This is a genomic window from Burkholderia sp. WTPI3, assembly GCF_021483755.1.
In the GTDB taxonomy this organism is placed as follows: Bacteria; Pseudomonadota; Gammaproteobacteria; order Burkholderiales; family Burkholderiaceae; genus Burkholderia.
Window position 1 is genome coordinate 1 of sequence record NZ_JAGIXF010000133.1, and the last position, 12,274, is coordinate 12,274.

Genomic DNA, 12,274 nt, shown 5'->3' on the forward strand with positions numbered 1-12,274 from the left:
CCCCGATTTCCGCAATCCCCGTGCAGCCGACCGTCCCCGCGCCGCCGGCCGCCGCCGTTTTTTCGCGACCATGGAACTGCATCACGACAACCATCCCCCACTGACCCGCGCCATGACGCTGCTGTTCGCCTGCGCGTGCGGCATCGTCATCGGCAACATCTACTACGCGCAGCCTCTGCTCGCCGCGATCGCGCGCAGCTTCGGCCGCCCGCCGGCCGAGCTCGGCTACCTCGTCACGCTGACGCAGCTCGGCTACGCAGCAAGCCTGCTGCTGATCGTGCCGCTCGGCGACGCGGTCAACCGCCACACGCTGATCGTGCGGCTGCTCGTGCTCAACGTGATCGCGCTGGCGGCCGTCGCATTCAGCACGAACTTCACGATGTTCGTCGTCGCGAACATCGCGCTCGGCTTCGTCACCTGCTCGACGCAGTTGCTCGTGCCGTTCGCCGCGTCGCTCGCCGACGCGCGCACGCGTGGCCGCGCGGTCGGCGCCGTGATGAGCGGGCTGCTGCTCGGGATCCTGCTCGCGCGCGTCGCGGCCGGCGCGATCGCCGACGGGTTCGGCTGGCGCGCGGTGTACGCGATCGCCGCGGTGATGATCCTCGCGCTGACCTCCGTGCTCGCGGTGAAGTTGCCGAAGGATCGCCGCCACGCGCGGCTCGACTACGCGGCGCTGATGAAGTCGCTCCTCGCACTGGTGCGCGCGCAGCCGCTGATCGCGCTGCGCTCGACGTACGGCGCGCTCGTGTTCGCATGTTTCAGCCTGCTGTGGACCGGCCTCACGTTCCTGCTGAGCCAGCCGCCGTACGGCTACTCCGAAGGGCAGATCGGGCTGTTCGGCGTCGTCGGTGCTGTGGGCGCGCTCGCGGCGACGTCGGCCGGCCGGCTCGTCGATCGCGGCCACGGCAACGCGGCGACCGGGTTGTTCGCGGCGGCCGTGCTCGCATCGTTCGCGCTGATCGCGACCGGCGCGCACTCGCTCGTCGCGCTGATCGCGGGCATCCTGCTGCTCGACGTCGGCGTGCAGGGCATGCACATCTCGAACCAGAGCGTGATCTATGCGCTCGCCGGCAACGCGCGCAGCCGCGTGACGACGATCTATCTGACGAGCTACTTCATCGGCGGCGCGTTCGGGTCGTTCGCGGCGAGCGTCGCGTACGGTGTCGACGGCTGGCGCGGCGTATGCATCGCCGGGGCCGCACTGTCCGGCGTGCTGATCGCCTTGTGGCTCGCATCGCAGCGCGTCGGCGTGCGGCAAGCCACTCAGTAACCGGCTTTCGCGCCGCCCAACAAAAAGGCACGCTCCGCGCATCGCGGGCGTGCCTTTTCTGCATGCGCGCCGTCGCGCGCCATCAGCGGGCAGTCATGCCGTCGCGTCGGCGAAATCGATCAGCACCTTCATCGCCCGCTGCCGGTCGCCGGCCAGCTCGAACGCATCGTTCGCTTCGCGCACCGGAAACACGCGCGTCACGGCCGGCGCGAGATCGACGCGCCCCGCATTGATCAACTGCACCGCGAGCGCGAACTCCGCATGAAAGCGGAACGAGCCGCAGATCGACAGCTCCTTCGCGACCACTACGTTCTGCGGCAGGCTGACGTCGCCGCCGAGCCCGAGCTGCACGACGACGCCGCGCGGCCGCATCACGTCGAGGCCGTCGCGCAGTGCGCGCGCATTGCCGGAACACTCGATCATCACGTCGAACGTCCCCTTGTCGGCGCCGTAGCGCGCGACCCAGCCGCTGTCGGTCGCCGCGTTGATCGTCCGGTCGGCGCCGAGCGCGCGTGCTACGTCGAGCGGCGCATCAACCACGTCGGTCGCGACGATCTCCGCCGCGCCGTGCACGCGCGCCGCCGCGACTGCCAGCACGCCGATCGGCCCGCACCCCGACACCAGCACGCGCCGGCCGATCAGCGGCCCCGCCCGTGACACCGCGTGCAGCCCGACCGCGAACGGCTCGGCAAGCGCCGCGAGCGACAGCGGCACGTGATCGGCCACTTTCACGCACTGCGCGGCGTCGCACACGAGCGCGTTGCGAAACGCGCCCTGCACGTGCGGCATGCGCATCGCGCTGCCGTAGAAGCGCATGTCGAGACACTGGTTCGGCAGCCCTTCGAGACAGTAGCGGCACGCGCCGCACGGGCGGCTCGGATTGACCGCGACGCGATCCCCGACCCTCACCGCCGTCACGTCCGGCGCGACCGCCGCGACCGTGCCGGCCACTTCATGACCGAGCACCATCGGCTGCTGCAGCCGGATCGCGCCAAAACCGCCATGCCGGAAGTAATGCAGGTCGGAGCCGCAGATGCCGCCCATCGCGACATCGACGCGCACCTGGCCCGGGCCGATCTCGCCGGCGTCCTGCTCTTCGAGCCGCAGGTCGTTCGGCCCGTGGATCACGACACACATGCAACGCATACGCATGACACCCCTCCTCAGACGACCGGCGTAAGCAGCGGCTCGCCGGCGAAGTGCGCGGCGAGGTTGTCGCGCACGAGCCAGCCCATCGCCTGACGCGTCTCGACGGTGCCGCTCGCATGATGCGGCTGCAGCAGCACGTTCCGCAACGCGAGGAAACGCGGGTCGATGTTCGGCTCGTTCCAGAACACGTCGAGCGCTGCGCCGGCGATCGCGCCGCGCTCGAGCGCGTCGAGCAGTGCGGGTTCGTCGACGGTCGTGCCGCGCGACACGTTCACCAGATGGCCGTGCGGGCCGAGCGCATCGAGCACGGCCGCATCGACGAGATGGCGCGTCGACGCGCCGCCCGCGAGCGTGACGATCAGCACGTCGCACCAGCCGGCCAGTTCGGTCAGCTGGCCGAAGAAACGATGCGGGCTGTCCGCGCGCGGCGCGACGTCGAAATAGCCGAGCTCGACGTCGAAGCCGGACAACCGGCGCGCAAGCGTCGTGCCGATCCGGCCGAAGCCGACGATGCCGACGCGCTTGCCATACAGGCGGGTGACGAGCGGCATGTCGCCGTCACGCCATGCGCCGGAGCGCACGTACGCGTCGCCTGCGCCGATCCGGCGCAGCAGTGCGAGCGTGAGCCCCACGCCGAGATCGGCGACATCGCCGGTCAGTACGTCGGGCGTGTTGGTCACGTGGATGCCGCGCTTGCGCGCCGCTGCGAGATCGATCGCGTCGGTGCCAACGCCGTAGCACGAGATGATCTCGAGCTGCGGCAGTGCGGCGATCAGCGCGGCATCGGCGCCGAGGTCGCCGCGCGTGGCGATCGCACGCACGCCGGCGCCATGTTCGGCGAGAAACGCCGCTCGGTCGACGGCCTCCCACAGCCGGTGGACGTGGTAGCCGGTCGACAGCCATGCGTCGTCCCACGGCTGGTAGGGGCCCGTCATCAGCAGCTCGGGCCGCCGGGTCGAATCGTGCGCCATCTGCGCTTACTCCTGTCGAAATAAGTTGAAATCGGAGTGCGTGCCGGGCCGCGTCAGCCGCCTGGCGCGCTCATGCATGCCGTGCGAGCGGCTCGGTTTCCGGGGCCGGCTGCGCCTGCGCCGCGTCGAGCGGATCGTCGAGATCGCGGTTCAGCGTCTCCGGCATCCGCGCCGTGGTGAACAGCGTGATCAGCGTGAGCAGCACCAGGTACGCGGCGATCGGCACCCAGGCATGCACGCCGGCCGCGTGATCGCCGCCGTGCAGCGCGATCACGGTCGCGATCAGCGTCGCGCCGATCAACGGCGCGATTCCGCCGGCAAGCACGGCCGACACTTCACGCGCAAACGACACGCCCATGTAGCGGTGCCGCGCGCCGAACAATTCCGGCAGCAGCGCGGCCTGTGCGCCGAGCATCCCCCAGTTCGCAAAGCCTTGCGCGACCGAGATCGCGATCACGCTCGCGACCACGTTCCCCTGGCTGAAGATCCACCACACCGGGAATGCGAGCGCGAGCTGCAGCCACGCGAACGTGCGGTACACCCGCACCCGGCCGAAGCGGTCGCTCAATCGCCCCGCGAGCGGCACCGTGCAGGCGCCGACGGTGGCCGCGCACACCAGCGCGAGCGCACCGATCGGCCCCTTCATCCCGATCACGCCGGCGAGATAGCTGACCGCGAGCGCCTGGTAGATCGACGAGCCGCCGTTCTCCGCCATCCGCAGCCCGATGCCGATCAGCAATGTGCGCCTGGAGTGCTGCACGGCGCTCTTCAGCGGATTCGCCAATACCTGCGCGCGCTTCTCGAGCCGCACGAAGGTCGGCGATTCATGCAGCCGCGCCCGCATGTAGACCCCGACCGCGACGATCACCGCGCTGAACAGGAACGGCACGCGCCAGCCCCAGCCGTCCGTGACGTGGTCGAGGTTCGCGAGCAGCAGGAAATAGACGGCCGCCGCGAGCACCGTGCCGAGCTGGATCCCGAGAAACGGCAGCGACGCGTAGAAGCCGCGCTTGCCCGGCGGTGCGTATTCGGTCATCAGCACGGCCGCGCCGGCCTGCTCAGCGCCAGCGCCGAGGCCCTGCAGGATGCGTAGCAGCACGAGCAGCGCGGGCGCCCAGTAGCCGGCGCTCGCATAGGTCGGCAATACGCCGATCAGCGTGCTGGCGATGCCCATCAGCAGCACCGTCGCGGTCAGCACGAACTTGCGGCCGATCCGGTCACCGAGCACGCCGAAGATGACGCCGCCGAGCGGGCGCACCGCGAAGCCGACGAAATACGTGCCGAAGCTCGCGATCAGCCGCGTCTCGACGGTTTGCGACGGAAAGAACAGCGGTCCGAAGACCAGCGCCGACGCGAGCGTGTACAGCGCGAAATCGTAGTATTCGAGCGCGCTGCCGAGCGAGCAGGTCCATGCCGCGCGGTTGAGCTGCTTCCGGTCGACGCCGTGTCGCTCGGCAGTGTCGGCCGACGTGGCGGGCATTGCATCGCGCCGCGGGGAATTGCGATCCATCGTTGTCTCCTGTCTCCTGCCTTCCATTCCGGAACCCGGCGCCAGATGCGCCGGACATCGGCCCGCTCGTGCGGCGGGCTCTTCTGGGAATTCGGATGCCGGCCCGAACCGGCTCGACGGCGCTGCGCACACGGCGCAAGCACCATCGCTCAGACGGCGCTGGTCAGGCCGCCGTCGACGAACAGCGTCTGGCCGTTTACGAAATCGGACGCCGCCGACGCGAGGAAAATCGCCGCGCCGCACAACTCGTCGACCTGTCCCCAGCGGCCGGCCGGCGTGCGCTTGCACAGCCAGTCCGAGAACGCCGCGTCGTCGACCAGCGCGCGATTCAGTTCGGTTTCGAAATAACCGGGCGCGAGGCCGTTCGCCTGGATGCCGTGGCGCGCCCAGTCGGCGCACATCCCTTTCGTCAGCATCCGCACCGCCCCCTTCGTCGCCGCATACGGCGCGATCGTCGGCCGCGCGAGCTCGCTCTGCACCGAACAGATGTTGATGATCTTGCCGCGGCCGCGCGCGATCATGTGGCGCGCCACCGCCTGCGCGGTGTTGAACACGCCGTCGAGATTCACGCGCATCAGCGCGTGCCAGTCTTCCGGATCGAATGCGTCGAGCGGCGCGCGGCGCTGGATGCCCGCGTTGTTCACGAGGATGTCGATCGCGCCGACGCGCGCCTCGAAATCGTCGATCGCCGCGCGCACCTGCGCGTGCTCCGCAACGTCGAACACCGCGTAATCGGCGGCGAAACCTTCCTCGCGGAAGTGGCGCACAAGTGTCGCGGCCTTCTGCTCATTGCGATCGTTGATCACGATCGCCGCGCCGGCTTCGGCGAGCCCGCGGGCGAGCGTCAGTCCGATCCCGCGTCCGGAACCGGTGATCAGTGCGCGGCGGCCGTCGAGGCGGAACCGGTCAAGCGCGTGGGTCATGCATGTCTCCTCAGACCAGACGAGCCGACCGCCCGTCGCGGCCGGTCTCGCGTTGAGACTATCTTCGGCGTTCGGCCCGGCATTGCGCCAATGGTCTTTTTTGATCCGGTTATCATGAAATCTGATTACCGCCCCTTGCCGGCCGCCGACCATGGAACTCAAGCAATTGCGCGCCTTCGTCACGCTCGCGGAAGAGCTGCATTTCGGGCGCGCCGCGCAGCGCCTGTTCATCGTGCAATCGGCGCTGAGCATGCAGATCAAGGCGCTCGAGGACGAACTGGGCGCGCGCCTGTTCGAGCGCGACCGCCACAAAGTCGAACTCAGCGACACCGGGCGCGTCTTCCTGCCCGAAGCGCGAGCGACGCTGCAGCAGGCTGCGCGCGCGGAGCAGATGGCGCGGCTGTCGAGCCGTGGCGAGATCGGCACGCTGCGCATCGCATTCGTGTCGTCGGTACTGCCCGCGCTGCTGCCGGCCGTGCTGCGCACGATGCGCGAGCGCTACCCGCTGATCACGCTCGAACTGAAGGACATGCCGACGCCCGACCAGATCGCGGCGCTGCGCGACCGGCGCATCGATTTCGGGATGATCCGGCTGCCGGCCGCGTATGCGGGCATCGATACGCGCGTGGTGCTGGAGGAAGGCTTCGTCGTCGCGCTGCCGCTCGACCATCCGCTCGCCGCGCACGAAGCGATCGCGCCGAACGCATTGCGCGGCCAGCCTGCATTCGTGCTCGCGCGCCGTTACGCGCCCGGCTTTTACGACGACATGCTTCTCGCGCTGAGCCGCGCGGGCATGACGCTCGAGATCGCGCAGGAGTTCGGCGAATTCACGACGATGCTCGCGCTTGTCGCAGCCGGGATGGGGATCGGGCTGATTCCGGCGGAAGCCGCGAGCGCGCTGCCGCCGAACGTGCTCGCACGGCCGCTCGACCTGGCGGGCCACCGCACCGGCATCGGTCTCGCGTGGATCGACCTCGACAGCGCGATCAAACGCGCGTTCGTCGACGCGCTCGAACACGTGACGGCCAACGCCGCGCAATGACGCGGGGCGAAAAAAAACCCGGCCGGAAAACCCGGCCGGGCTCGTTCGCTGCACATGCCGCCTTGCGGCGGCCGCGCAACGTGCAGGATTACTTCGCGTTCGCGAATGCGACTGCCGTATCCAGCATGCGGTTCGAGAAACCCCACTCGTTGTCGTACCAGCTCGACACCTTGACGAGGCGGCCCGACACCTTGGTCAGCGTTGCGTCGAACGTCGACGAAGCCGGGTTGTGGTTGAAGTCGATCGACACCAGCGGTGCGTCGTTGTAGCCGAGGATGCCCTTCAGCGCGCCTTCCGATGCTTCCTTCATGATCGCGTTGACTTCTTCGACCGTCGTGTCGCGCTTCGCGATGAACGACAGGTCGACGACCGACACGTTGATCGTCGGGACGCGGATCGCGTAGCCGTCGAGCTTGCCGTTCAGTTCCGGCAGCACGAGGCCGACGGCCGACGCAGCGCCCGTCTTCGTCGGGATCTGGCTATGGGTAGCCGAACGCGCACGACGCAGGTCTTCGTGATAAACGTCGGTCAGAACCTGATCGTTCGTGTACGCGTGGATCGTCGTCATCAGGCCGGTTTCGAGGCCGATCTGGTCGTTCAGCGGCTTGACGAGCGGCGCGAGGCAGTTCGTCGTGCACGATGCGTTCGAGATGACCGTGTGCTCGGCCTTCAGCACGTTGTGGTTCACGCCGTAGACGATCGTCGCGTCGACGTCCTTGCCGCCCGGCGCCGAGATGATCACCTTCTTCGCACCGCCCTTCAGGTGCGCGCTGGCCTTTTCCTTCGTCGTGAAGAAGCCCGTGCATTCCATCACGACGTCGACGCCCAGCTCGCCCCACGGCAGTTCTGCCGGGTTGCGGTTCGCCAGCACGCGGATCTTGTCGCCGTTCACGACGAGGTAGTCGCCGTCGACCGACACTTCACCCGGGAACTTGCCGTGCGCGGTGTCGTACTGGGTCAGGTGCGCGTTGGTCTTCGCATCGCCCAGATCGTTGATGGCGACGATCTCGAGATCGTGCTTCTTGCCGTTTTCATAGAACGCGCGCAGCGTGTTGCGGCCGATGCGGCCGTAGCCGTTGATTGCGACGCGGATCGTCATGGTCTATCTCCTGATGGCTGAAAAAAATTCGTTGCGTGCAGCTTCACGGTGCGACGCGCGAAGGGGGCGCGCGTCGCGAATGCTTTCAGGCCAGCACGGCCTTCGCGGTCTCGACGACGTGCTCGACGGTGAAACCGAAGTACTTGAACAGCACGCCGGCCGGTGCCGATTCGCCGAACGTGTCGATCCCGACGACGCCGCCTTCGAGGCCGACGTACTTGTGCCAGAACGCGGTCACGCCCGCTTCGATCGCGACGCGGCGCACGCCGTGCGGCAGCACGCGTTCGCGGTATTCGGCGTCCTGGCGGTCGAACACGTTGGTCGACGGCATCGACACGACGCGGGCCGCGATGCCCTGCTGCGCGAGCGGCTCGACGGCCTTCATCGCGAGTTCGACTTCCGAGCCCGTCGCGATCAGGATGATCTTGCGCGCGACGATCTCTTCGTCCCAGTCCTTCAGCACGTAGCCGCCCTTCTCGATGTTCGCGATCTGCGCATCGGTACGCGGGTTGAACGCGAGGTTCTGGCGGCTGAAGATCAGGCTCGACGGGCGGTCGGCGGCGATCGCGTGGGTCCATGCGACGGCCGTCTCGACCGTGTCGGCCGGACGCCACACGTCGTGGTTCGGGATCAGGCGCAGGCTCGACACGTGCTCGATCGACTGGTGCGTCGGGCCGTCTTCGCCAAGGCCGATCGAATCGTGCGTGAACACGAAGATCGACGGAACCTTCATCAGCGACGCGACGCGCAGTGCGTTGCGGCTGTAGTCGGAGAACGTCAGGAACGTGCCGCCGAACGGCTTGTGGCCGCCGTGCAGCGCGAGGCCGTTGATCGCGGCGCTCATGCCGAATTCGCGCACGCCGTAGTTGATGTGGTTGCCAAGCAGCACGCCCGCGCCTTCCGGATTCGCGCGCACCGCCTTCGATGCCTTCCAGTTCGTCAGGTTCGAACCGGTCAGGTCGGCCGAGCCGCCGAGCAGTTCGGGCAGTGCGGCTGCAAGCCCTTCGATCGCCTGCTGCGACGCCTTGCGGGTCGCCACCGTCTCGCCGCGCTCGTTCGCGCCGGCGACGATCGCCGCAGCCTTCTCGGCCCAGTCGGCCGGCAGCTTGTTGGCCATCCGGCGCTCGAATTCGGCGGCTTCCGCCGGGAATTTCGCGCGATAGGCGGCGAACGTCGCGTCCCATTCGGTTTCGGCGCGCTTGCCGGCTTCCTTCGCATCCCATGCCGCATAGACTTCCTGCGGAATCACGAACGGCTCCCAGGTCCAGCCGAGTGCCGCGCGCGTCTTCGCGATTTCTTCCGCGCCGAGCGCCGCGCCGTGCACGTCGTGGCCGCCGGCCTTGGTCGCCGCGCCCTTGCCGATCACCGTCTTGCAGCAGATCAGCGTCGGCTTGTCCGACAGCTTCGCCTTCGCGATCGCCGCGTCGACCGCGTCGACGTCATGGCCGTTCACGTTCGGGATCACGTTCCAGCCGTATGCCTCGAAGCGCTTCGGCGTGTCGTCGTGGAACCAGTTCACGACGTCGCCGTCGATCGAGATGCCGTTGTCGTCGTACAGCGCGATCAGCTTGTTCAGCTTCAGCGTGCCCGCGAGCGAGCAGGCTTCGTGCGAGATGCCTTCCATCAGGCAGCCGTCGCCGAGGAACACGTACGTATGGTGATCGACGATCTTCGCGCCGTCACGGTTGAATTCGTCCGCCATCAGCGCTTCGCCGAGCGCCATGCCGACCGCGTTCGCGAGACCCTGGCCGAGCGGGCCGGTGGTCGTCTCGACGCCCGGCGTGATGCCGTATTCCGGGTGGCCCGGCGTCTTCGAGTGCAACTGGCGGAAGTTCTTCAGCTCTTCCATCGGCAGGTCGTAGCCGGTCAGGTGCAGCAGCGAGTACAGCAGCATCGAGCCATGGCCGTTCGACAGCACGAAACGGTCGCGGTCTGCCCAGTGCGGGTTGGTCGGGTTGTGCTTCAGGTGGCGCGACCAGAGCGCAACGCCGATTTCGGCCATGCCCATCGGCATGCCGGGGTGGCCGGAGTTCGCTTGCTGGACGGCGTCCATCGCGAGCGCACGGATCGCGTTGGCCATCAGGGTGGTTGAGGCGGGAGACGAAGTCGTCATGTCGAGTCCGGAGAACGAGTCGAGGAAACGGGGGCACGGCGGCATCCGGAAGCTCGAGCGTCAATCGTTCCGGGCGCGCAATGCGGCGCCTGACGGACGCGAAGCGGACGGAGCCTACGGACGGGGCTGCAAAGCGCATTATTTTAACAGATGGGCCGACATTTCCCTTGTCGGCGCGCGGTGTTCCGGCACGCTTTTCCGTCGAACCGCACGCCTCCTATAATTCAGACGTCGGAACTGCCTGCCCTGAGCGGCCCGCCCGTGAGCACTACCCTCTTTTTTCACCCGACGCCCGACGCCACCTACGGCTTCCCGAACGCACGGCGGCTCGCGCACGTCGCATCGCCGCACCAGCACATCGAGGTCTGGGAAACGCCTCAGCTCGGCCGCCTGTTTACGCTGGACGGCCGGCCGATGACGTCGGTCGGCGACGAGTATGTCTATCACGAGTGCATGACGCACCCGGCCGCGCTCGCGCATCCGTGCCCGAGGAAGGCGCTCGTGCTCGGCGGCGGCGACGGTGGCGCGGCGCGCCAGCTGCTCAAGCATGCGTGCATCGAGCGGATCGTCGTCGCCGAGCTCGACGACGAAGTGGTCGGCATGGCCCGCCGCTATCTCGACGATGTACACCAGGGCGCGCTGGACGACCCGCGCGTGGAGGTCGTGATCGGCGACGCCGCGCATTTCGTCGCGTCGACCGTCGAGCATTTCGACCTCGTCGTGTTCGATCTCACGCCGCCCGATTCGCCGGCGGCCGGCCTCTATACACGCGCGTTCTATGCGCGGCTCAAGCGGATCCTGACGCCGCGCGGCGCGATCTCGATGCACCTCGGCTCGCCCGTGTTCCACGCGTCGCGAATCGCCGCGCTGCTCGACGACCTGCGTGCGTGCTTCGCCGTGGTCGATCCGCTGTCGGCGCACGTGCCGCTGTACGGCTCGCAATGGCTGATGGCGATCGCGAGCGACACGCTCGACGCGGCCTCGCTGTTCGCGCACGACGTCGACGAACGTCTCGCCGAACGCCGCGTGCACGGCTTGCGCTACTACGATGCGCGCCTGCATGCGTCCCTCTTTGCCCTGCCACGCGCGCTGCGCGATACACTGGGCGTTCGCCGCTGAGCTTCCGGGCGGCCGCATCGTTTCGCTGTTCCATCGCGCATGCGTCCGCGACCGGTCCGTGACCGGCTGTCGCCGGGGCGCGAGCGCAGGTCCGGAACGCTACCGGAGGCCCGCCGAAGCACCCGCACGACCCCGCTGTTCGTTCGACAGGAGATTTTCATGACCGATCCACGTCCGGCCGACGTGCCTTGGTTGACGCCTTACCTGGCTGTCCGCAATACGCAGGCAGCCATCGAGTTCTTCAAGGCCGCATTCGGTTTCGAACTGCGCGACGTGCTCGACGAGGACGGCGCGATCATGCACGTCGAGATGACCTACCGTGGCCAGCTGATCGTGATGTTCGCGCCCGAAGGCGCGTTCGGCTCGACCGCGCTCACGCCGAAGAGTGCGGACGCAACCGCGCCGCAGTCGTTCTATCTGTATGTCGACGACGTCGACGCAACCTGGCAGCGCGCGCTCGATGCGGGCGCCAAGTCCCTGACCGCGCCGCAGGACCAGTTCTGGGGCGATCGCTTCGCCCAGATCGAGGATCTCGACGGCTACCGCTGGGCGCTCGCGCGCCGCCTGCGCACATGAGCGGAGCCGCACTACGCATGAGTGAAGCCACCACCACCGCGGCCGTGCCGCGCTTTTTCGTCGAAACCGCGCTGCGTGCCGATGCGACGCTTGCGCTGCCGGCCGACGTCGCGCGCCACGCGCAGGTGCTGCGCCTGCAGCCCGGCGACGCGCTCGCACTGTTCGACGGCAGCGGCGGCCAGTACCGCGCGCGGCTCGTCGAGATCGACAAGCGCAGCGCGCTCGCGCAGATCGAGGCATTCGACCCGGCCGAAGCCGAGCCGCCCTATCGCGTGACGCTCGCGCAAGGCATCGCCGGCGGCGACAAGATGGACTGGGTGATCGAGAAAGCCGTCGAGCTCGGCGTCGCGGCGGTCGTGCCGCTGTCGACCGCGCGCGGCGTCGTGAAATTGTCGGGCGAGCGCGCGGACAAGCGCGTCGCGCACTGGCGCGGCGTCGTGCGCGCATCGTGCGAACAATGCGGGCGCAATCTCGTGCCCGACGTCGCCGACGTGCGCGGCGT

11 protein-coding genes are annotated in these 12,274 nt (G+C 68.3%); 5 read left to right on the forward strand and 6 right to left on the reverse strand.

Going from position 1 to position 12,274, the window contains the following annotated elements; all coding sequences use genetic code 11:
• The first annotated feature begins 70 nt into the window (after positions 1 to 70).
• A complete protein-coding gene (locus J7024_RS34405) occupies positions 71 to 1,270 on the forward strand; it encodes an MFS transporter (protein ID WP_199568600.1) in 1,200 nt (399 codons plus the stop codon).
• 93 nt (positions 1,271 to 1,363) lie between these two features.
• On the opposite strand, the gene J7024_RS34410 is transcribed toward J7024_RS34405, so the two are convergent.
• The 4 genes from J7024_RS34410 to J7024_RS34425 all read right to left on the reverse strand — a co-directional run bounded on the left by J7024_RS34410 (position 1,364) and on the right by J7024_RS34425 (position 5,823).
• Complete coding sequence (locus J7024_RS34410) at positions 1,364 to 2,422, reverse strand: L-idonate 5-dehydrogenase (RefSeq protein WP_124827160.1); 1,059 nt, start codon at positions 2,420 to 2,422, stop codon at positions 1,364 to 1,366.
• An 11-nt stretch (positions 2,423 to 2,433) separates the two neighbouring features.
• On the reverse strand, positions 2,434 to 3,390 hold the full coding sequence (locus tag J7024_RS34415) for a 2-hydroxyacid dehydrogenase (RefSeq protein ID WP_175770023.1): 957 nt from the start codon (positions 3,388 to 3,390) through the stop codon (positions 2,434 to 2,436).
• 70 nt (positions 3,391 to 3,460) lie between these two features.
• The gene (locus tag J7024_RS34420) at positions 3,461 to 4,900 is read right to left on the reverse strand and encodes an MFS transporter (protein ID WP_199568599.1); all 1,440 of its coding nucleotides are present in this window, start codon (positions 4,898 to 4,900) and stop codon (positions 3,461 to 3,463) included.
• A gap of 149 nt (positions 4,901 to 5,049) precedes the next feature.
• Complete coding sequence (locus J7024_RS34425; RefSeq protein ID WP_124827163.1) at positions 5,050 to 5,823, reverse strand: SDR family NAD(P)-dependent oxidoreductase; 774 nt, start codon at positions 5,821 to 5,823, stop codon at positions 5,050 to 5,052.
• Between the two features lie 151 nt (positions 5,824 to 5,974).
• Here J7024_RS34425 and J7024_RS34430 point away from each other — a divergent pair, with 151 nt between their 5' ends.
• A complete protein-coding gene (locus J7024_RS34430; RefSeq protein WP_124827164.1) occupies positions 5,975 to 6,865 on the forward strand; it encodes a LysR family transcriptional regulator in 891 nt (296 codons plus the stop codon).
• Between the two features lie 88 nt (positions 6,866 to 6,953).
• On the opposite strand, the gene gap is transcribed toward J7024_RS34430, so the two are convergent.
• Positions 6,954 to 7,964 carry a type I glyceraldehyde-3-phosphate dehydrogenase gene (gene gap / locus J7024_RS34435; RefSeq protein ID WP_096506298.1) on the reverse strand — a complete coding sequence of 337 codons (1,011 nt, stop codon included), beginning with the start codon at positions 7,962 to 7,964 and terminating at the stop codon, positions 6,954 to 6,956.
• Between the two features lie 85 nt (positions 7,965 to 8,049).
• Positions 8,050 to 10,122, reverse strand: a complete 2,073-nt coding sequence (gene tkt / locus J7024_RS34440) for a transketolase (RefSeq protein ID WP_124827165.1) — start codon at positions 10,120 to 10,122, stop codon at positions 8,050 to 8,052.
• A gap of 216 nt (positions 10,123 to 10,338) precedes the next feature.
• Between tkt and speE the strand changes: the two genes are divergently transcribed.
• The 3 genes from speE to J7024_RS34455 all read left to right on the forward strand — a co-directional run.
• The gene (speE, locus tag J7024_RS34445; RefSeq protein ID WP_124827166.1) at positions 10,339 to 11,196 is read left to right on the forward strand and encodes a polyamine aminopropyltransferase; all 858 of its coding nucleotides are present in this window, start codon (positions 10,339 to 10,341) and stop codon (positions 11,194 to 11,196) included.
• A gap of 159 nt (positions 11,197 to 11,355) precedes the next feature.
• Entirely contained in the window at positions 11,356 to 11,772 is a 417-nt protein-coding gene (locus tag J7024_RS34450; RefSeq protein WP_124827167.1) for a VOC family protein, read from the forward strand.
• 17 nt (positions 11,773 to 11,789) lie between these two features.
• Positions 11,790 to 12,274, forward strand: a 485-nt coding sequence (locus J7024_RS34455; protein WP_234745881.1) for a 16S rRNA (uracil(1498)-N(3))-methyltransferase, incomplete at its 3' end; no start/stop codon positions are given.

What these genes read in the sequence shown, in the direction of transcription:
- J7024_RS34430 (WP_124827164.1), top strand. Translation starts at nt 5,975, where the DNA reads ATGGAACTCAAGCAATTGCGCGCCTTCGTCACGCTCGCGGAAGAGCTG.
- J7024_RS34450 (WP_124827167.1), top strand. Translation starts at nt 11,356, where the DNA reads ATGACCGATCCACGTCCGGCCGACGTGCCTTGGTTGACGCCTTACCTG.
- J7024_RS34415 (WP_175770023.1), bottom strand. Translation starts at nt 3,390, where the DNA reads ATGGCGCACGATTCGACCCGGCGGCCCGAGCTGCTGATGACGGGCCCC.
- gap (WP_096506298.1), bottom strand. Translation starts at nt 7,964, where the DNA reads ATGACGATCCGCGTCGCAATCAACGGCTACGGCCGCATCGGCCGCAAC.
- J7024_RS34410 (WP_124827160.1), bottom strand. Translation starts at nt 2,422, where the DNA reads ATGCGTATGCGTTGCATGTGTGTCGTGATCCACGGGCCGAACGACCTG.
- J7024_RS34420 (WP_199568599.1), bottom strand. Translation starts at nt 4,900, where the DNA reads ATGGATCGCAATTCCCCGCGGCGCGATGCAATGCCCGCCACGTCGGCC.
- tkt (WP_124827165.1), bottom strand. Translation starts at nt 10,122, where the DNA reads ATGCCGCCGTGCCCCCGTTTCCTCGACTCGTTCTCCGGACTCGACATG.
- J7024_RS34405 (WP_199568600.1), top strand. Translation starts at nt 71, where the DNA reads ATGGAACTGCATCACGACAACCATCCCCCACTGACCCGCGCCATGACG.
- J7024_RS34425 (WP_124827163.1), bottom strand. Translation starts at nt 5,823, where the DNA reads ATGACCCACGCGCTTGACCGGTTCCGCCTCGACGGCCGCCGCGCACTG.